This window comes from Spirochaetota bacterium (genome assembly GCA_026414805.1).
In the GTDB taxonomy this organism is placed as follows: Bacteria; Spirochaetota; UBA4802; order UBA4802; family UB4802; genus UBA4802.
In genome coordinates this window covers 1-19,745 of the sequence record JAOAIH010000043.1, presented here as the reverse complement: position 1 = coordinate 19,745, position 19,745 = coordinate 1, and the positions used below count along the sequence as shown (strand labels likewise).

The 19,745-nt window shown below is 36.7% G+C and carries 24 protein-coding genes and 1 pseudogene; 12 read left to right on the top strand and 13 right to left on the bottom strand.

Translation table 11 applies throughout. The features are described from left to right. Positions 1-152: 152 nt before the first annotated feature. A complete protein-coding gene (locus tag N3F66_09740) occupies positions 153-1,658 on the bottom strand; it encodes a Gfo/Idh/MocA family oxidoreductase (protein ID MCX8124433.1) in 1,506 nt (501 codons plus the stop codon). Beyond that, positions 1,645-1,917, bottom strand: coding sequence for a hypothetical protein (locus N3F66_09735; GenBank protein MCX8124432.1), 273 nt, complete (start codon positions 1,915-1,917; stop codon positions 1,645-1,647). Before N3F66_09735 ends, N3F66_09740 begins: the two co-directional genes overlap by 14 nt. Positions 1,918-1,981: 64 nt before the next feature. On the opposite strand from N3F66_09735, the gene N3F66_09730 reads away from it, so the two are divergent. Then, entirely contained in the window at positions 1,982-2,467 is a 486-nt protein-coding gene (locus N3F66_09730; GenBank protein MCX8124431.1) for a peptidylprolyl isomerase, read from the top strand. A gap of 71 nt (positions 2,468-2,538) precedes the next feature. On the opposite strand, the gene N3F66_09725 is transcribed toward N3F66_09730, so the two are convergent. From N3F66_09725 to asd, 4 genes are all read right to left on the bottom strand, one after another. Continuing rightward, positions 2,539-3,393: a tetratricopeptide repeat protein gene (locus N3F66_09725; GenBank protein MCX8124430.1), complete on the bottom strand. Its 855-nt coding sequence runs from the start codon at positions 3,391-3,393 to the stop codon at positions 2,539-2,541. Between the two features lie 122 nt (positions 3,394-3,515). Then, the gene (locus N3F66_09720) at positions 3,516-3,989 is read right to left on the bottom strand and encodes a hypothetical protein (GenBank protein MCX8124429.1); all 474 of its coding nucleotides are present in this window, start codon (positions 3,987-3,989) and stop codon (positions 3,516-3,518) included. A gap of 11 nt (positions 3,990-4,000) precedes the next feature. Continuing rightward, positions 4,001-4,714, bottom strand: a complete 714-nt coding sequence (locus N3F66_09715) for a cytidylate kinase-like family protein (GenBank protein ID MCX8124428.1) — start codon at positions 4,712-4,714, stop codon at positions 4,001-4,003. Between the two features lie 347 nt (positions 4,715-5,061). Beyond that, the gene (asd, locus tag N3F66_09710) at positions 5,062-5,901 is read right to left on the bottom strand and encodes an archaetidylserine decarboxylase (GenBank protein ID MCX8124427.1); all 840 of its coding nucleotides are present in this window, start codon (positions 5,899-5,901) and stop codon (positions 5,062-5,064) included. 365 nt (positions 5,902-6,266) lie between these two features. Here asd and N3F66_09705 point away from each other — a divergent pair, with 365 nt between their 5' ends. Together N3F66_09705 and N3F66_09700 are read left to right on the top strand one after the other, a co-directional pair. Further along, positions 6,267-7,346 (top strand): YjgN family protein, encoded by a 1,080-nt coding sequence (locus N3F66_09705; protein ID MCX8124426.1) that lies wholly within the window; start codon positions 6,267-6,269, stop codon positions 7,344-7,346. Continuing rightward, complete coding sequence (locus tag N3F66_09700; GenBank protein MCX8124425.1) at positions 7,324-8,373, top strand: M48 family metallopeptidase; 1,050 nt, start codon at positions 7,324-7,326, stop codon at positions 8,371-8,373. Before N3F66_09705 ends, N3F66_09700 begins: the two co-directional genes overlap by 23 nt. A 270-nt stretch (positions 8,374-8,643) precedes the next feature. On the opposite strand, the gene N3F66_09695 is transcribed toward N3F66_09700, so the two are convergent. The 4 genes from N3F66_09695 to N3F66_09680 all read right to left on the bottom strand — a co-directional run bounded on the left by N3F66_09695 (position 8,644) and on the right by N3F66_09680 (position 9,841). Beyond that, complete coding sequence (locus N3F66_09695) at positions 8,644-8,874, bottom strand: hypothetical protein (protein ID MCX8124424.1); 231 nt, start codon at positions 8,872-8,874, stop codon at positions 8,644-8,646. Between the two features lie 105 nt (positions 8,875-8,979). After that, positions 8,980-9,411, bottom strand: coding sequence for an IS30 family transposase (locus N3F66_09690; GenBank protein ID MCX8124423.1), 432 nt, complete (start codon positions 9,409-9,411; stop codon positions 8,980-8,982). Positions 9,412-9,445: 34 nt separating this feature from the next. Then, positions 9,446-9,586: a helix-turn-helix domain-containing protein gene (locus tag N3F66_09685; GenBank protein MCX8124422.1), complete on the bottom strand. Its 141-nt coding sequence runs from the start codon at positions 9,584-9,586 to the stop codon at positions 9,446-9,448. Between the two features lie 96 nt (positions 9,587-9,682). After that, positions 9,683-9,841, bottom strand: coding sequence for a hypothetical protein (locus tag N3F66_09680; protein MCX8124421.1), 159 nt, complete (start codon positions 9,839-9,841; stop codon positions 9,683-9,685). Between the two features lie 158 nt (positions 9,842-9,999). Between N3F66_09680 and N3F66_09675 the strand changes: the two are divergent. The 3 genes and pseudogenes from N3F66_09675 (at position 10,000) to N3F66_09665 (ending at position 12,656) form a co-directional block, all read left to right on the top strand. Next, positions 10,000-10,185, top strand: a pseudogene (locus N3F66_09675) (SAM-dependent methyltransferase). A 358-nt stretch (positions 10,186-10,543) separates the two neighbouring features. Further along, positions 10,544-11,668: a hypothetical protein gene (locus N3F66_09670; GenBank protein MCX8124420.1), complete on the top strand. Its 1,125-nt coding sequence runs from the start codon at positions 10,544-10,546 to the stop codon at positions 11,666-11,668. Between the two features lie 346 nt (positions 11,669-12,014). Further along, positions 12,015-12,656 (top strand): hypothetical protein, encoded by a 642-nt coding sequence (locus N3F66_09665; GenBank protein MCX8124419.1) that lies wholly within the window; start codon positions 12,015-12,017, stop codon positions 12,654-12,656. Here N3F66_09665 and N3F66_09660 read toward each other — a convergent pair. Beyond that, positions 12,620-13,156 (bottom strand): hypothetical protein, encoded by a 537-nt coding sequence (locus tag N3F66_09660; GenBank protein ID MCX8124418.1) that lies wholly within the window; start codon positions 13,154-13,156, stop codon positions 12,620-12,622. The two genes, N3F66_09665 and N3F66_09660, sit on opposite strands and share 37 nt — an antisense overlap. Before the next feature lie 383 nt (positions 13,157-13,539). Between N3F66_09660 and N3F66_09655 the strand changes: the two genes are divergently transcribed. Beyond that, the gene (locus tag N3F66_09655; protein ID MCX8124417.1) at positions 13,540-14,295 is read left to right on the top strand and encodes an alpha/beta hydrolase; all 756 of its coding nucleotides are present in this window, start codon (positions 13,540-13,542) and stop codon (positions 14,293-14,295) included. 125 nt (positions 14,296-14,420) lie between these two features. Continuing rightward, on the top strand, positions 14,421-15,428 hold the full coding sequence (gene gap / locus N3F66_09650; GenBank protein ID MCX8124416.1) for a type I glyceraldehyde-3-phosphate dehydrogenase: 1,008 nt from the start codon (positions 14,421-14,423) through the stop codon (positions 15,426-15,428). A gap of 104 nt (positions 15,429-15,532) precedes the next feature. On the opposite strand, the gene N3F66_09645 is transcribed toward gap, so the two are convergent. Both N3F66_09645 and N3F66_09640 read right to left on the bottom strand, forming a co-directional pair. Further along, the gene (locus tag N3F66_09645; GenBank protein ID MCX8124415.1) at positions 15,533-16,648 is read right to left on the bottom strand and encodes a hypothetical protein; all 1,116 of its coding nucleotides are present in this window, start codon (positions 16,646-16,648) and stop codon (positions 15,533-15,535) included. 14 nt (positions 16,649-16,662) lie between these two features. Continuing rightward, positions 16,663-16,959 (bottom strand): hypothetical protein, encoded by a 297-nt coding sequence (locus tag N3F66_09640; GenBank protein ID MCX8124414.1) that lies wholly within the window; start codon positions 16,957-16,959, stop codon positions 16,663-16,665. Between the two features lie 563 nt (positions 16,960-17,522). Here N3F66_09640 and tpiA point away from each other — a divergent pair. From tpiA to N3F66_09620, 4 genes are all read left to right on the top strand, one after another. After that, positions 17,523-18,284, top strand: coding sequence for a triose-phosphate isomerase (tpiA, locus tag N3F66_09635; GenBank protein MCX8124413.1), 762 nt, complete (start codon positions 17,523-17,525; stop codon positions 18,282-18,284). Between the two features lie 56 nt (positions 18,285-18,340). Further along, a complete protein-coding gene (gene secG / locus N3F66_09630) occupies positions 18,341-18,676 on the top strand; it encodes a preprotein translocase subunit SecG (protein MCX8124412.1) in 336 nt (111 codons plus the stop codon). A 63-nt stretch (positions 18,677-18,739) separates the two neighbouring features. Then, positions 18,740-18,931 (top strand): ferredoxin, encoded by a 192-nt coding sequence (locus tag N3F66_09625; protein ID MCX8124411.1) that lies wholly within the window; start codon positions 18,740-18,742, stop codon positions 18,929-18,931. Positions 18,932-19,066: 135 nt separating this feature from the next. After that, positions 19,067-19,745, top strand: a 679-nt coding sequence (locus N3F66_09620; protein MCX8124410.1) for a methionine adenosyltransferase, incomplete at its 3' end; no start/stop codon positions are given.

The window sequence follows — 19,745 nt, the reverse complement described above, 5'->3', positions numbered from 1 at the left end:
AACTCATTCTTATGTCATCCTGAGGGGTCCCGATACAATCGGGACTACCGAAGGATCTCGCTTTTCCTGTTCATGAGATTCTTCGCTGCGCTCAGAATGACATGGTAAAAAAGCTCAGAATGACATGGTGAAAAGCTCAGAGTGACATGTGCTCAAATCCCAAAAGCAGCGCGCAGTTTCAACGCCTCTTCGGCTTTCCCTTCAATTTTTATTTGCCCCTTAAGATAGGCCATCTCAATACGTTTTTTCTTAAGTAAGATTGCAGCCCATACACCGGCAGGTACAGTGATCTTCAAATCCCATTTTTCCGGCAGCACCCCTTCCTTTACTGTCATCAAGCTGTTATTAATCAGAATACCATAACAAAAACCTTTTGTATTTCCATCATTTTCAATATCAAGGGCGATAGTTACTGTCCATTGTTTCACCGCATCAGGATTGTACCGCTGTAAAAATTCATCTGTAAGTTTTTTTGCCTCAGGTGCATATTGTGAAAGGTCTGTGTTAATTCCGATACGTTCCAGAAAACGTGTCTTTTGCGGTTTTGATGCGTTAACCTCCTTGCGATGTTTTAAATAATAATATACTGATGGGAACCTGCAATCAAGCTCTTGTGTATACACTTCTCTTCGCATTTTTGCAGATTTCTGTATTGCCAGCGAAAAGCGCAGTATCTCCCGAGCATCATCTCCTGAAAGCATAGGCTTATCTTCACCACGAATGGCAGCAATAAAATTATGTGTTGCACCCACAAAACCCAAAGCCCAGTCACTGTTTTCATTATAGTGTTTCCACCCTTTACTGGTGAAAACACTTACCGATGGACCTTTTACAACTTCACCGGTGCACCGGTGGATTATGCAAATTCCCTGAGTACCGCTTACCTCTATCCACTCATCGTTGGCATAATACTTAGAAGGAATTTTAAGCGCTGGCATGTGCACAAACTCAATTGAGCCATAAACACCCCGTGTGTGCTTCCATATCATAACTGATGGCGCATCGATGATGCCATCAATTGAATCAATCCAGCCAGCCACACGTTCTACACTTCCGCATAAATACCATGCAGTCGTCCACAGGTGATGTCCATGATCAAAGGTATCAAAGCCACGAACACCACCGCTTTCGGTGTGTTCTTTCAATCGCCACTGCCAGGCCTCAGGCGGAACATACCAGCCGCCGCTTCCGCCACCAATAAATTTTATGCGGATTGTAATGGGGTCACCTATCTCTCCATTTTCAATAATTTTCTTTGCAAGCCGTATGGGTGGATAGAACGCATAGTTGTCGGTAACCTTAAAAATTTTTCCGGATTGTTTTACTGCGGCAAGTATACGGTCAGCACTTGCAAGGTCAACCGTCATTGGTTTTTGCAGGGCAATGTGCTTGCCTGCATGAGCAGCTGCAATCACCACTGGCTCATGCAGTGCATGGGGAGTTAGTATTTCAACAGCATCAACATGTGGATCAGAGAGCATATCATTATAATTGGTATACGTAGCTGTAATGTGCCACTGTCGTGCTCTTTGCTCTACCAGCTGCTGATTGATATCGCATGCCGCATACAGAGTGGCCTGCTTGTTATTTTTGTAGCCAAGGTAATGAAGGTCAGCAATACGCCCCAGGCCAATAAATCCAACATTAATCGTTTTCATGGCGCCCTCCATGTTGTTGCACATTATAAAATATTATTGCATATATGTCAACAACATTAATGTCTGAACGCGTATTAAGCTTTGGTTGTAGCATTGTCATTACTGTTGTAACTATCGCCCCATTATTTAATTTTTTAAAAAAAATATTGATATTGACACATTCATAGAGTATCTTATTGTGGTAGAGTATAATTGCTGTTTTACTTTTATTTTTGTACAAGTGTAATGCTGTAATCACCTGCCCGTATGTAATACCCACAGGATTATCGCATTATCATACAAAAATTGCAGCAATTATTAATTAAAATATGTAAGGAGTTTTTATGGTAACAGAAGGTAAATATGTCGCCATTCATTACACAGGTAAGTTTGACGACGGACAGGTGTTTGATTCCAGTCTTGATGGTACGCCCTTTGAATTTCAAGCTGGCGCTGGTATGGTTATACCTGGCCTGGACAAAGCAGTGTTAGGTATGAAGCTTGACGAAGAAAAAGATATAGTCATTTTACCTGAGGATGGTTACGGGGAATATGACGAAAACCTTTTATACGCATTTCCATTGGAAGAAGTACAGCAGCAGTTTAAGCCCGAAATCGGGATGACAATAGGCTTGCAGATGGATAACGGAGCACAGATCCCTGCAGTGATTAAAGAAATAACCGACGATGAAGTGGTAGTTGACATGAATCACCCTCTTGCAGGAAAAACGCTACACTTCCATGTTAAGGTAGTAAACATAAGCGACACTCCTGAATACAGTGGTGGTTGTGATTCCTGTGGCGGTTACAGTGACGGCTGCAGTTGTTAACTATTAGAAAATATCTTTATACCCAGGTATATCAGCAAAAAACCCACAGCGATATGTGTGGGTTTTTTTATTTATCGCGCCATTCTGGCTTTAACGCCTACCAGCAAATCTTCTGCTTTTTTATATTGTCCCTTAAATATGTAGAGCATGCTCAATCGAGTGTACTCTGAAAGATTAGGCTTTTCTTTCATTATCTTTTGTTCTAGCTCCTTAATTTTTGCATCAATGTCGCCCACTTCTTTGAGCTTGTTTTCGTATGTTAAGCTTTCTAAATACGCTTTGAACTGTGCATATTTTGGGCTGCTGGTAAGTGCAGTTGTGAGGTATTTTATTGCCTTTTTAAAATCGCCCAAATGATAGTAGCAAAAACCGTAATACCTGTTTATAAACATCGTATCATCTGCAACATGGGCAATGCGGTTTAAACACTCAATAACTTTTTTATAATCTTTGTTTTCATAATGTATATAGGCCAAAAGATAATTTGCCTTCAAGTGAAGAGGGTCAATGGCAACAGTTGCTTCAAAAAAACGCAGTGCATTTGCATAATCTTTTACATTAAAGTATGCCATGCCAGCATAAAAATTGCCTTCAATAAAATCGCTTTTAAGTTGAAGCGATTCATGAAAATACTGCAATGCTTTTTTATAATCACCTGCGTTATAGTATTCAACGCCCAAGTTTAATAACACCTTATGGTTCTTTTTTATTGAAAGCGCTTTTACATATACTTGTATTGCTTTTTCACTATTGCCCATGCGCGAATAAATTTCGCCTATATTATTATATGCTTCAATAAACTGCGGAAATACCTCAACAGCGTGCATATATTTTTCAATAGCCTGTGCATAATTTCCTTGATTAGATAGCGCAAGCGCCTGATTATATATACTTGCAGCTTCAGTTGGTACATGCATTGCTTTCATAGCAAAACCTCGTGCGTAGTAATATGCAATTAGTATCTATCAATATCTATCGGTAAAATCTCAATTTTCTTTTAGATTTTAGTAATAGTAGTTTTTGGGCGATAGCTCCTGATAAAAAGCCACTAATATAGAATACGTTCCCCGCTATAGGTAATCATTTCCTTTTTTCCCGAAGCAAAATGAAGCAGAATGCCATTTTCTTTAAAATGGTAGTAATACAGATCATGATCTATCTGTTGATGCCAGAGTTTGGTGCCATCTTCACGCTTTACTTTAATTAAAAAATACCTGTCTTCCTCATCCACAAAAATGAGATACAAAAACCCATTGAATAAAACCTCAAGGAATGTTCGCCCTGGTATGAACCAAACAGTTGAGCCACTATCCCGTGCTATTGTCAAAAACATGCCTTGGGTATCACCGGTTCTGCATGCAAGATAGTAATACCGGTCATCGTAGAGTACATTTTGTATTATAACCGGTTCTGCAAGCTTCTTAACCCACAGCTTTTTGCCTTCAGGGTTTGCAATACAGATAACCGCATTCTTCTCTGGATTATATATAATAGCAGTGTCGTTACAATGAAATGTCAGCATGCCGTCAGTAACTATCCAAAAATCCCTTTTCGCTTCATGGCATCAATAATCAAACGTGCTGCTTCATCAAGTGCAAAATTTTCATTGTTAATGACAATATCATAATTATGCGGATCTTCAGGATCAAATTTCAGGAAATTTTTAATAAAGCTTTCCCTTTCTGTCTCCTTTTGTTCGATTATTTCCCGTGCCTCAGTTTGTGAAACTTTTAGTTTAGCGGCTATCCTCTTTACTTTATAATTCATAGAAGCAACAATGCGCACATGTAATCCATACGGCATGCCACGAGTAATAACATTGCCTGCTCTCCCTACTATTACAACGTGTCCATTAATTGCAAGCGTCCTTACTACCTCAGCCAACTTTCTATACACAGCTACCTGCGGCGGAAATTTACTAAATGTGGTCTGGAAAAGATCTGTCATCTTGCTTCGTGCTGTATTTGTCAATGTATCTGTAAGTGCCTGTGTTAAACCTAAATCTGATGTAATTTTGTCTAGTATTTGCTTATCATAAGCTGCCCATATTGGAGTAGCATGGTATTCCTTATTCAATATATCTGTTACTTTTACTGCAATATCAAAGCCGCCACAGCCATATTCGCGCGAGATTGTAATAAAAGGCAGAGTATTAGCTTTTTCCTTGTCTTCAGCCACCTGTTTCTGTCGCCGCCAGTGTTCAATCTGTTTGAAAATTGCACTTTCCTTTACGGCTACATCTTTCATAATGGTCTCCTTTCTATAAGAGCTATCGCCCTTACAAAAACACCTTTAGGCTTTTGCACCATGCAATTGCCCTTACATAAAAATACAGAATAAAATTAAAAATAGCAAGGAAATTTTATATGGGTAGTAGATTGAACCAATGACAATAGTTAAAACAATAAAAACTAATTAAACAAACGCTAATTTAATTGAAAGCTATTGTAAAAACTAAACAGCCAATAAATATAACATTCTACATACAAAGTACTTGCAGATACGTGCTTACTGTCATCGCTTTTAAACGTAAAGTTATTAACAAATCCCTATATTTTGGCCATTTTATACATATATTGCAAAATAGCTTAATATCAAAAATAGCCAATTATCTGCCCCATCTTTACCTTAAGTCCTTCCAAATTGGGCACAAACCGTAGCGGTTTTTCGGTAATCACTATTACGGTGGATCCCAAATGAAAGATACCAAGCTCATCGCCTTTTGAAATAGATATATACTTCGCTTGGTCAAAAGTATGTTGATATGGCTTTGCACACCACTTGTTTGTATATACATCAGTGTAGCTTAGCGATATCTTCCCCACATTCATTGCTCCAACCTTACATACAGCTACCAGGCCATGCCTTGTTTTGATATATGAGGTAATTCGTTCATTCACTGTAAAAAGGCCAGGCATGAGTTTCACCAGCCAGTCCTGCACAGTGTAAAGTTTTCCGGGATCATACTGATAGCCTATAATTGTGCCATTTACCGGCGAATGAATACGGTGATAGTCACCCGGGGAAAGATACAGTGTGATGAATGATCCTGCTACAAACCGGCTCTGAAATTCTCCTGGCAAAAGCGACCCCACATCATACATAATCCCTTTTGCCTGTACCAGTTGCCCAGCAGTTATTGGACCATACGCACTCACCAGCGCATCAACTGGAGATACTACTGCAAGCGGATGTGGATCAACAGTTCGCATCCCTCTTTTGAGATTCCGTGTAAAAAATTCATCAAAGTTTTTAAAACCTCCAGGAGGTAGGAATGCTTCATCCAGCGCAACCTTAAACTTTCTACTGTACCAGCCTATAAGTGTATTCATTATAAATGCTGGCAAGGGAATACGCACACAATACCCAAAAAGCCGCGATAAAAGTCGTGTGGGAAGTACTTTAAATACTATTATTCTAAACGATATTTTCAAAGCAATCACCTCTTAATTCATATAACAATAAAAATACAAATTTATTTCCAATGAAATAACAGATTATTGTTGTTACCTTCTTTAAATCACATCCATTTGTAAAAATTAATTCATTTCAAGCTATAGACTGATAATTGAGCAATACAATATACAATAATGTCAATAAGTTTTCAATCACCACTATATACACAAACAATAAATAGTGCTTGACGTAACCACATTGCATAATTTAATAATATGACAATGTTATAAATATATATCTATCGATGGAGCATCCCTGACTAACACTATACACATACACCTTACTATACAGCATATTGAAATGTATACACCTTTTTATAGATATATCATAGGAGGTGATCATAGTGGAATCTATTACTGAAAATAGTACCAACAGTAGAATTGTACCCTTTCATTTCACAGGTAAAACATCAGAGTACTTCAAAATATGGATTGTAAATGGATTGCTCACAGTGCTAACCCTTGGTATATATTCAGCATGGGCTAAAGTACGCACAAATCGCTACATATATGGTAATATATATTTAGATAACCAGCCTTTCTCGTACACGGCACTACCAGCCAATATTCTCAAAGGAAGATTACTTGCATTAGGTTTCTTTATTGTTTACACATTATCAGGGCAGTATTCTAATGTGTTGAATTTAATCCTCACAGTATCATTATTGCCAATTGTACCATGGGTTATTGTGAATAGCCTGCGATTCAGAGGCAAATACACTTGCTATCGTAACATTCCCTTTATTTTTACTGGAGGCTATGCAGATGCATTTAAATATTTCATGTTGATGTATATCCTGGTGCCTTTCACATTGGGCCTTATTATTCCATATATATATTACAAACAAAAGAATTATATAATCAGCAACTATCACTTTGGTACACTGCCAATAAAGTATAAGGGCACGCCTTCAACTTTTTATATTGCATTCATTGCTGCCACAATGATATCATTGATATTTGCAGGTGTGATAGTAATAATAGTAACAGCAATGGGATGGAGTATGGCTGATTACTTTAAAAAAATTTTAGAACAAGCTACACAGATTGATGCATCGGTAATTATAATAATACTGGGGATATATGGGCTAATCATACTATCTATTATCGTAGGATCTGCTTTTTACAAAATTTTTATTTTAAATAATGTCATTTCCAACATATACATTAGCAAGTCGCAATTGCACTGTGAAATGGATTATTTGCACTATATCTATATATTTGTAACAAATATCTTGGCAATACTATTCAGCTTAGGATTGGCAATACCATGGGCACGGATCCGCTACATCAAATATTTTTATTCTTCCCTATCAATTATATTGAATGACAACCTTGATGAAATTACCAGTATGGATGAAAAAGAAGTGAAGTCATTTGCAGAAGAATTAGGAGGCTTCCTTGACCTTGACATCGGATTTTAGCATCAAAGGTGCACTGTACACCAAAGGAAGCAGTGCTTCTTATACTGCAACATTGCGCTATTTTGATAATGGAGACATCATCATTGAAACAGAAACAGGTATTATAAAAAAGAATAACATTTCTTCACTTAAAATTTTGCCACGTGTAGCAAACACTCAACGGCAGATTTTTTTGCCTGATGGTGACGTATTCACCACATTTGACAATGATGCAGTGGATACAATGATAGCAAGGATTCTTCCACAACAAAAAGGTTCCATGGCTTCTTTGCTGTATTATCTTGAATCACATATTGCAGCCATAGCAGGTCTCATTGCAGTTAGTATTATAATTGTATTTATTTTCATTAAATTTATTTTTCCTACAATAGTTACTCATATTGCATATTCTATTCCACTGCCTACTATCAAGCTAATTTCTGAAAAAACAATTGAATACCTTGACAACCAGTTTTTTACCAAAACACAACTATCGCATACGCGTATACAAAACATCACCGCACAATATAGAGAATTTATCAATTCCCTGCCACAGAAAAACGAATATCCCTTCAACATAGTTTTCAGGAACAGTAGATTTATAGGCCCCAATGCCTTTGCCCTCCCTGACGGGACCATTATAATCACTGATGACTTTGTTAATATAATCCACCATAAACATGAGCTTGTCACAATTTTTGCACATGAAGTTGCACATGTTGTGTACCGTCACGGCGTACGCAACATTTTGCTTAATTCTGGATTGTTTGTGATAGCAATAGCTATTGCTGGTGATGTTGTATCAACAACAACAATAGGGCTTCCACTTTTGCTCATCCACAATGGCTATTCACGCCAGTTTGAACGCCAAGCCGATGTCTTTGCGGTGGAATACTGTAAAAAACATCATATAAGTGGTAAACATTTCATTAATTTGTACAAACGGCTGCAGCAAAAGATCCCTACCAATGTACCATCTTTGCTTTCCACTCATCCTGCAGATGAAGAACGCATAGCTCTATTTAAGGCAATTGATACAAAGCCTTGAAGTGCCAATCAATGACTTGCAAACATATATTAAAATCACCAGTAATTCCTTAACCTGAAAACTGTAGAATTTTATCAAAATGTATATCCTTATATGTACAATTTATTATATGTATCAACATTTGTGAATACGGATATACATAATCCCCCATCACTCTCACCTTTGGTACATTTCTCATCTGTACTATCAATACTGTTAGATACGCAATGAGAGCTGTGTATAATTGAATCATTATGCCTAGTGGCAAGCGACTTAACTAATGATTCACTTTTAAAAACGTCTTAATCCAATAAAATGCAATTTGAATCTGTTTTTGTGCTTCCTATGCCGTGCCCGTTTCATCGTTGCAGTCGCCGTTAAAAATGATGAATCGATATTGCGCCCACAGTGCATCCCCACATATTGATGATGTAACAATAGTGCAAATATCTTCTCAACTGGATACTTCTTTATATACCGATTGTAGTTATTTTTTGTTGCAATTGTGTTAACTTCTTTCATTATGGTATTCATATCGTTGCTAATTTCATTTTGAAGCCTCCTTATAGTGTTTTATTATATGTCATTCTGTAAGGAGGCTTTTTTAATTAATAGTATTTTTTTCGTTTAGGAATAATTAGTGAAATTCCGTGATTTTCTTGGTTTTACATTTATTGCATCCTGTATAGCGCGAACATCATCATCTGTCAAGTGTGCAAATCTTTTATTTTTTGGCATATGACGACGATACTGTCTGTTTATATGTTCATTTAATCCTCGTTGATATGCTGCATAAGGATTTGCAAAATAGACATCACACCCCAAAGCTTCCTCTATCTTTCTATAATGGTTAAACTCTTTTCCATTATCGAAGATGATAGCATTAATGCTTAAAGGTGGCATTTTGTCTAATGCTTCAATGATTGCACGGAGGACTGTCTCTGCATTGTTTGAGGGAACTTTAATTGCCCAAGTGTATGCAGAAAATCTATCAACCAGTGTCACAAGGTATGCATCTTTTCCTTTACTTTCTATTAAATTTCCTTCAAGATGCTCTATTTCTCGTTTTTCCTCTTGAGAAAGATTATAATTTCTAATTGAGTTCTCGTAACACAGTAAATGTCAAGCGGCCTATCATTCGTGCAATTTTCCGTAGTGAAAATTTTTCTTGTGCATACACCATTTTCTGGATGATTTCACGTTCGCTATTTGTTAGATGTGTATTTAGTCTCATAAGAGCTTATCCTCCATATGTGTTGTTTTGGATCAACAATCACTTTATTGGATATACTCCTTATGAGGCTACTTTTTTTTCATCTTGTGTTGCACTTCATTTCTGAATTTGCAATTCATAAAATTTATTTACTACTCCAATGTTTTTCTTACTTTTAATTGGATCCTCGTACTGCTGTACAATTTTTTCGTATCGGTTTGTGAAAAATTTTTTGTTACAATTATCCTGATCATTTTTATACTTTGGTTGTAGCATTGTGCACCTCCTGTAATAAATTTTTTGCTAAATTTTTTATTATCTAGTAGGAGTACAATGCTTCTTCCAAGCATCTTTTACACACTGTAGGGGAGGGGGCATATGTAATTTGGAAGGTAAAACTAAAATGAATAATGATTATGTATGGTTCAACTTACCTTGTTGAAGGATTCATTAAAAATACTTTCACAGCTATGATTGAAGGAATAAAAGAGAAAGCGATAAGCAGTTCTACTATTGATAAAATTTCATTTGATAAAGGAATTCAGGATTTATACAGAACAATGCAATCAGATGGGGTTTTCTGTTATACTTTTTTTAAGGGTATAGGGTACAATATTTAAAGCGTTATAAAAACTTTACCTAACCTCAGCTATATTCCATGAAAACTATGTGTGGCAAAAACCGTTAGGCTAAATCAAAATGTTTTATTTTTTTCATTTTAACTCTACACAATGTGTAATCATACCCACAATAAGCAATTGTAATTATTAGCATTATGGCATATACATTATTTTTTTGAATGTTTGCATTATAAGATATTTTAAAAGAGGTTATTTTGTAAATTTGCAATTACTTGATTTTATATTACATTTATTTTAATATATCTTTGCAACATTTTGTGGTAGAATTATTGAGATAGGCACAGCATAATTTGTAACAAAACTTTTTTTTAGACAGCCCCGATCAGGGGGTTGAAATATGGAAAGAAAAGATAAAATAGATAAAATAAGCACCATTTTGAACCAACTCTCACAGGGCATGGTACTTGAAAAATGTAAACGATGCGGATGCATGAAGGAAACACTTGAGCTACTTCATAATTCGATTGGGTCTCTTCAAATTGATGAGTATCTAGATTTATTAAAAAAAGTAGAGAAATGGCTTTTGCAAATGGAGGAGGTAAAATATAATTGCCTTGGATGTAAACATTGCTTTCCAGCAGTAGCAATGAATATATTCAATGAATATTTTAAGCCCCCTTCCTCTACAAAAGTATTGAATGTCCTCAATATACAAAAGCAAAGCTGGCCGCCAGTCCCTGGAGAATATTTTGTTTTGAGTGAAGGCCCAGATTGCCCTGTTGCCGTTTCAACCCTTGCCAGTGTGGAACTTGCTGGTATGCTTGCCAGTGCAAGACCCAAAGAACTTTGCATCGTGGGTAAAACTGAAACAGAAAATATAGGCATTGATAAAGTGATAAAAAATATTATTACAAATAATACTATTAAAATTCTTCTGTTGGTTGGAAAAGAACCACAAGGACATTATAGTGGGAAAACACTTCATGCGCTATGGGAAAACGGAGTTAATGAAACCATGCGTGTTATAAACTCCCCTGGTAGATATCCAGTTTTAAGAAATGTAACAAAACAGGAAGTAGATATTTTCCGCAACCAGGTGAGAGTAGTAGATATGATTGGATGTGAAGATGTTGGAAAAATAGTGGAGGAAATAAGGAAGCATTCGTTAGATATTGTTTCGCCGCGCGTATGTGCAGAAAGCAGGGTAGAACCTAGGTCATATACTATTTCTACTGTGCCTGTAATCCAGGCGCAGAATCCCCAAATAGTTGAAATGGACAAAGCTGGTTATTTTGTAATCCTTACAAAACCTGAAAAACAGATCATTATAGTGGAACATTATTCGTATGACAATACATTGTTAAGAGTAATTGAGGGTAAAGATGCAAAGAGTATCTACGGAACTATAATTAAAAACGGGTGGGTTTCCCAGCTATCACATGCTGCATATCTAGGGAAAGAATGTATAAAAGCAGAATTATCAATTAAACTTGGATTTAAATATATACAAGATGGTCAATAAAAAATTTGATACTATTGCTACGCAATGAGCAAATTAAATTTTAAAGGGTGCAGTACATTATTTTAGAGGCATTTTTTATCAAGATTCATATGACACTATTCTGGCTAATTGTAAAAAAGTTGTGATAATAGATTGTGATAAATAACAAAGCAAAAAATAATTATGGGCTTCTTTTTTTAAAGAAAATATTACGACTTGTTTCTTGAATAGCATCCAATCTCATTTCAAGAAGGATTGAAAATATGAAATATATATTTGGAATAATCGTATCATTCTTTTAGTGGTACTTGTATCCTACGGGCAATATAGTTTTCAAAAATTTGTTAATGGTGAAATTGCACATATATTGAGTCAGACTAACATTTCAAAAGAAAGAATTATATCAAAGCAAGATATAGCTACATTACCTGCTCCAGTGAAACAATGGCTTATTCATTCAGGAGTTATTGGAAAACCGTATATCAGTAGTGCAAAGGTTATACACCACGCCAAGCTTAAAATGAAACCACAGCAGGATACATGGTATAACGCAACAGCATATCAATATACCACCATAGATATACCTTCGTTTATCTGGGTGGTGGATGTCACAATGAATAGTTTGTTCTGGTTTGAAGGCCGGGACAGGTTTGAGAATGGCAAAGGGGAGATGCTCGTCAAGTTGAATTCAGTTATTAACGTTGTGAACGAAAAAGGCCAAAAGCTCAACGAAGGCGCATTGCAACGATACTTGGCTGAAATGGTCTGGTTCCCTTCACTGGCACTGAGTCCTCACATTACGTGGAAAGAAGTTGATAATAATACAGCTGCCACCATGGAGTATAAAGGCACTAAAGGAAGCGGCACGTTTTATTTTAATTCAGAGGGCGATTTTGTAAAGTTTTCCGCTTTACGGTATATGGGCAACAGCTCTGATGCTAAACGATATGAATGGGTACTGGTTGTAGAGGATTATAAAACATTTCTACTTTTTATAATATTCGATTGAATTGTCTTTCCCTGAGTGTGTAATGTAATTACTTCATCACAAAGTTTTGTATCGTGAATCACAATACTGTAGTAGTACCAGTCTTTACATGCTTTTGCTGCGGTTATCACTTTATGCTGTAAGTCGGGGGTGTTAGCGCTACAATTGAATGTTTTGCAGATAGCTCCCATAAAAAGGCTACGATAATCAAATGTTGTGCAGTATGGATATAGCAAACATCCTATTGTGGTATATGTGGTATCAGTATATGCAACAAAAGGGCATTGCGTTGCATCAGGGTATAGTGGGGGTAATGTTATGTGCGATAGCTCCTTACAACACTCATTCAGTATGGCAGTGAGGTCATTGCAACCGGCAACCTTATTGCGAAAAAAATTCAGTCTTTCTTTAAAGAGTGCATCAATTTCACTAAACGATGCTTTATAGTTGTGGCTGCCGCAACACAACGCACATGAAGCATTAAATCCTGGTTGACATGCGAAATTGTATGAAGTATACATTAGCTAAATTTTTACGTTTATTCACATTTTGCACAGTATTAATCATAGTATATCTCGTAATTTGTGCGAATGCATTTATTATTGGCACATCAAAGCTGATTTTATGCATATAAGGATAGTTTTTAATGGTTCCTTTAATTTCTAATAAGATATTAAAAAAGTGTAAAATTATTTTTTTCATAATCACAACATAAGATTTTGTTACATTCTTATATAAATTAAAAAATGAATAGGGATTATAATTATATTGATGACTCTGTAAGTTGTTATGATACATTAAATACGTAAATGTGGATTCACATGAATGATTAATATACATTGTTGTTATAGTCTTTAATTTAATGGATTTGCAGTGAATACATCAATTGCAGGAGTAAAATATAATGAAAGGCAATTACTTTTCAACAACATTTGGCAACATGTACTATCGCACTAAAGAAGGAGATGCCGCAACTCACCTGGTGTGTATTCATGGAGCTGGCGGGGATTCGCGTCTTTTCATTCCGTTAATGAATGAAATTAAAAAAATCACCGTACATGCTATAGACCTTCCAGCCCACGGAAAATCAAAGATTTATGAATGCTCATTGAATGTATATGTTCACGCTATGGCGCAGTTTATACAATCATTGCAGGGCAATGTCTTTGTGCTTGGTCATTCCATGGGTGGGGGTATTATTTTTGAGCTTTCGCGTTTAAAGGTGCCTTTCACGGGAGCAGTGTTTCTGGCAACAGCTGGAACACTGACGGTTAATCCGGTAGTCTTTGAACTTTTAGAAAAGGATTTTGACAGTTTTTGCAAACTGGCAGTTGATTTAAGTTATGGAAGCATTGATGAAACCATGAAGGCTACTGCAATTGAGTATATGAGACAAGCTGGTAGCGATATATTAAAGAATGATTTTTCCATCTGCAACAACTATAATTATGAAGAAGATGCTAAAAGTTTTACCACTGGGGCATGTTTTATTACTAGCAGAAAAGATAAAATGGTACCTTTGGATGTAACATACGCAACCTTTAAAAGAATGCCAAATGCAATGTTGCAGGTATTTCCCTATAAGGGGCACATGTTGCATATTGAACGCCCTAGGCAGGTTGCTTTCTGCATTGAACAATTTGTTGAGCTATCGCTTTAAAAAATTTATAATTTTTAAAAATTTTTATGTGTTGAATTTTAAAAAATAGTATATATTGATTTGTGTATTCATAGATTTTTGTATGTTGATGAATATTTAAAAACTACAGATAACAGGAGGTTGTTATGAGTATTAAGGTTGCTATTAATGGGTTTGGCCGAATAGGGCGAATGGTGTTGCGTATAATTATGAGTAATCCCAAATATTCTGATATTGATGTGCGGTGTATCAACGATTTAACCGATGCCAAAACATTAGCAATGCTTTTTAAATATGATTCTGTTTTTGGCATTTTTGATGGGACAGTTGAGCACACTGATAATTCAATCATTGTAAATGGCAAAGAAATAAAGATACTGGCCGAAAAAAATCCAGGCTCATTGCCATGGAAAGCTGAAGGTATTGATGTAGTTGTAGAATCAACCGGAAAATTCCGTGATCGCGATAAGGTTATGCCACACATTGATGCGGGTGCAAAAAAGGTAATTATTACTGCGCCAGCCAAGGGCGAGGATATCACCATAGTTCTTGGTGTTAATGAAGATAAATATGACTCTTCAAAACATCATATTATTTCCAATGCTTCTTGTACCACAAACTGTCTGGCACCGGTAGTCAAAGTGCTCAATGACACATTTGGTGTTGAAAAAGGCGTTATGACTACTGTTCATTCATATACCAATGATCAGCAGTTGCTTGACCTGCCGCATTCAGATATCCGTAGGGCACGGGCTGCAGCGCTGTCAATGATACCAACTACAACCGGTGCAGCAAAAGCAGTAGCGCTGGTACTACCTGAACTTAAAGGCAAATTGGATGGATTGGCAATCCGCGTACCAACTCCTAATGTTTCGGTGGTGGATTTTGTATGCACTGTGAAATCAAATACCACTGCTGAGGATGTAAACAAAGCATTGCGTGAAGCTGCAAATGGAAAACTCAAAGGCATTTTACAGGTATGCGATGAAGAACTGGTATCAATAGATTTCAAAGGCAACAGCCATTCTTCTATAGTAGATGCGCCATCAACATCGGTGATGGGCGGCAACATGATCAAAATATTAAGCTGGTATGACAATGAGTGGGGCTACTCCTGCCGTGTTGTTGATTTGATTCAGTACTGTATGAAGTAAAACATACATGAGTATATTGTTACATGGGGATGCAACATGCATCCCCATTTTTAAAAAGAGGGAGCATCATTGTGGTTTTGTGGAGGGTTTTGGTAATGCTACCTTTAAAAAATAATTTTCTTAATAATACCTACCACTAATAAAAACAGTATATACCATATAATTATTTCAAATAATGAAGGAAGGGTATTTATTATCCATTCTAAAAGTTTGATGATAGCTTTGATGATAGCGTTTACAACACATTTGAGAGCACGAAGTATGTAATGGATCAATGCAATTTGTTTGATTGCAACAGTAGTGCAATCTTTCCATTCAAGCTTTATATAATTTGGAGGATAATGTGGTATTCTTTTTTCAGGATCAGCAAATATGATGTAGGATAGCTCACGGTTAAGGTTGCATCTGGTGATTTCCTCTTGTCTGCGTATATAAAGGATATACTGGTTGTTATCGTCGTCTGTAATAATCCATTCATCAACATTGCTGGCAATGTGTAGTGTATAAGCTCTCCCATCATTGTGAATTATAAGCAAATATACATTATTGCTGGATGAGAAAACAACAACACAACCGTAATCAGGTACAAATGGTATGCGATATGAATCCAGATAAAATGCTTTTTGTATTGGGGAACCGATTATAATATTGCTTGCGTTATCAGTAGTATATGCACTATTTAATGAAGGAGTAGATGAAAAAATTGAGTGGTGCATATCAGTTCTATCGTTGGTAAAATATGAACGTGCATAAAATCCAGTAGTATGGCACACTATGTATTGATCGCCAGCGATTATGGTATCAGCACAGTAATAGTGCCGCATTTTAGATCCATTGGTTATATACAGGTGATGTCCACAGGCTATGAACAGGTATAACTGAGATAAATAATGATCGTATGCTATCCAGACATTTTTTATAGACTTTACAAATCGATATTTTTTAAACACGGTGCAATTGGGACGTATTATATATACACAATGTTTGCTATATGCTGCAAACCAGTTATTATAAGGATTATACACAAGCTTACAAGCTTTTGGTACTTTGCAGTATAATGGGGTTTTGTGCAATGCAATATACAAATTTTCAGAAAGATAGAAAATGCCCCTTGGTGTTACAATCGCATCATCAACTTTTCCTGAGGCAATTATCACTGTGTTGTTTTTATACAGGCATCCGTTATGCACAAAATATATGTTTCCATCATAGTATTGCATAGAATTGCAATCTCTTATTGTGAATGTATGAATAGTTTTTCTTGGATGATAGTAATTGGTTTAAATAATTCTAACGGTATTACACATTGTTTTACCGGTGCACAATAATTCTTTATATATGTTGTTGTCCATCTGTATCCATGATACAGCTGAATTAGGTGCATAAGGATACACTGGAAATATATATCATGGGTGTGTAGTGCCATTGTCATGGCACACGCAAAAGCAAAAAGAAGAATATAGTAGCTATTGCGTTGTCTATAGCCTGCTAAAGTTGCATATATCTGATTTAAGAGATATGCAAATTTCATGGCGCCCCTCCTTTGAAAATATTATTTACTGAGTCATGCTAAAGCATGTGGTGCCAAAGAATAGTAATTTCACAAAGTGTAACATCGCCTCTGTTTGGATTCTTCGCCTTAGGCTCAGAATGACAATAATAAAAGCTCAGAATGACAATAATAAAGTCTCAAAAGGACAATAATAAAGTCTCAGAATGACAATAATAAGAGCTCAGAATTACAATAATAAAAGATCAGAATGACAATAAATAGTATAAAATGAAAATAACGAAGGCTTGGAATCATACTGAGAAAACTATGAATTACATTGAAAAATCTTAGAATAATGGTATACATCATGGGCATTGTGTAAGGCCTGTATTGCTGCCATGAGCAATTTGAAATTACATCAAATTCTTCTTTACATTTACATTTACAAAAATAAAATAGTACACACCCATGACATATAATGTCCCCGTGAAAAAAATTTTTTTCATTATTATTTGTTTATTTGTTGCTACAATGTATTAGCCAGTGGTTCAATGTATATTCTATGTTGTAGATACAATTCTGATTGAATAGAAGGATAGGCTATGAATACACAGCGAAAACAGATTTTTGCCGGCAACTGGAAAATGTATACCACCAGAAATGAAGCGGTGAATCTTACAATTGGTATCGCCGAAGGGCTTTTGAAAACCCAAAGGGAAATAGTGCTGTTTCCACCTGCAGTCTACGTTACGTGCGTTAAAACTGCATGCGAGGGCACACCGCTTAAGGTTGGTTTTCAGAATATGTACTATGAAAAGGAAGGGGCTTTTACCGGGGAACTATCGCCAGTAATGATAAAAGATGTAGGGGCTGAGTACGTGCTGCTTGGCCATTCTGAACGCAGACACATATTTGGCGAAACCGATGAGCTCATTCACAAAAAAGTTGTGTCGGCGATAGCTCATGGTATTGTCCCAATGCTGTGTGTTGGAGAACTTCTGGAGGAGCGCGAAGCAGGAAAATCAGAAGCAGTTGTGGAACACCAAATAAAGGTGGCCTTTGAAGGGTTGCAGGAGAATGATGCACTGAAGGTGGTTATTGCGTATGAGCCCGTGTGGGCAATAGGTACCGGCAAAGTGGCCACACCTGAAATAGCGCAATCGATGCATTCTTTTATTAGAAAAACATTGCAGACGCTGTATAATGAAAGAGTGGCTACAACCATCCCTGTGTTGTATGGAGGTTCAGTAAAACCTGATAACATAGCAGGGCTCTATGCCATGCCTGATATTGACGGGGTACTAGTTGGTGGGGCAAGCCTTAAAGTGCAATCTTTTCTTGACATAATAAATGTAACAGTGTAGACAGGTAAAAATAGTTATATTTTTTTGAAAATTTAATCAATAGTAAAAGGTGCAGTATGAGTATTCTTGTTTCTATTGGAACAGTATTGTTTGTGATTTTGTCAATACTGCTGATTATCATTATTCTGCTTCAGTCTGATAAAAGCGCTGGTATGGGTATTTTAGGCGGTTCAAGCAATACAGCATTTGGTTCATCAACAGCAGATATTATTACAAAAATCACTACAGTTATGGTTGCCCTTTTCATGGTAGGTTCATTGGGGCTTTCAGTTGCGGAATCATTCAGGGCACGCAGTCTGGAAAAGGACCTTTTAAGTGATGAAAAGAAAAGCGGGGTCATAGAACAAAAAGCCCAAGAAAAACCTCAGGGTACGCAAGAGAAGACAAAATAAATTAGGAATGCATATCCTTTGTAGTATATTGCTATACATATCTTAAAATCAATGGAGGAAGCTATGGCAAAAGAAGTGTATGTTGATCAGAGCGAGTGTACAGGTTGTGAGCTTTGCGTTGATACATTGCCAGAAGTTTTTGAAATGACACCTGATGGCGTAAGCAAAGTGAAAAATCCAAAAGGTGCCTCAGAGGATAAAATTCAGGAAGTTATTGACAGTTGTCCAGCTGAATGTATACACTGGAAAGACTGACCAGGCTTCCATTTATATACATAGATTAAAATTAATGTAACTATAGAAAAAGGCATATTCATGCGATATGCCTTTCGATGTTTATAGTAGTAAGGGTTGGGCAATTTTTGTAAACATAAAGGAGTAGAAACGACAATGAGCAGAAATTATTTGTTTACTTCAGAGTCTGTATCTGAAGGGCATCCCGATAAGGTGGCTGATCAGATATCGGATGCAATTCTAGACGAACACATAAAAGGTGACCCTTATTCGCGGGTTGCGTGTGAAACGTTGGTAACCACAAACCGCGTTATTATTTCCGGTGAGATTACATCTGCAGTAACTGTGGACTACGAAGCCGTAGCACGCAAAGTTATTGCTGACATTGGCTATACTAACCCCGAAATAGGTTTTGATGCGCACAGCTGTATTGTGGAAGTGTTTGTCCATCCGCAATCGCCTGATATTTCACAGGGAGTTACCGAGGGTCAGGGTCTTTTCAAGGAACAGGGAGCAGGTGATCAAGGAATGATGTTTGGGTATGCTGTTGCCGAAACTGATGAACTGATGCCAATGCCAATTTTGTATGCACATCGTCTAGTGAAACGATTGGCTGAAATACGCAAAAAAGGTGAGGTAGACTTTTTACGCCCTGATGGCAAATCTCAGGTTACCGTTGAGTATGAAAATGACAGGCCAAAACGCATCAGTGCGATCGTTATATCAACTCAGCATGATGGTGCGGTAACATTGCCCACACTGGAAGAGATGGTTCGTGAGCTTGTCATAAAAAAAGTTATCCCTGCGCATCTGTGGGACAGCAATACCAAAATAT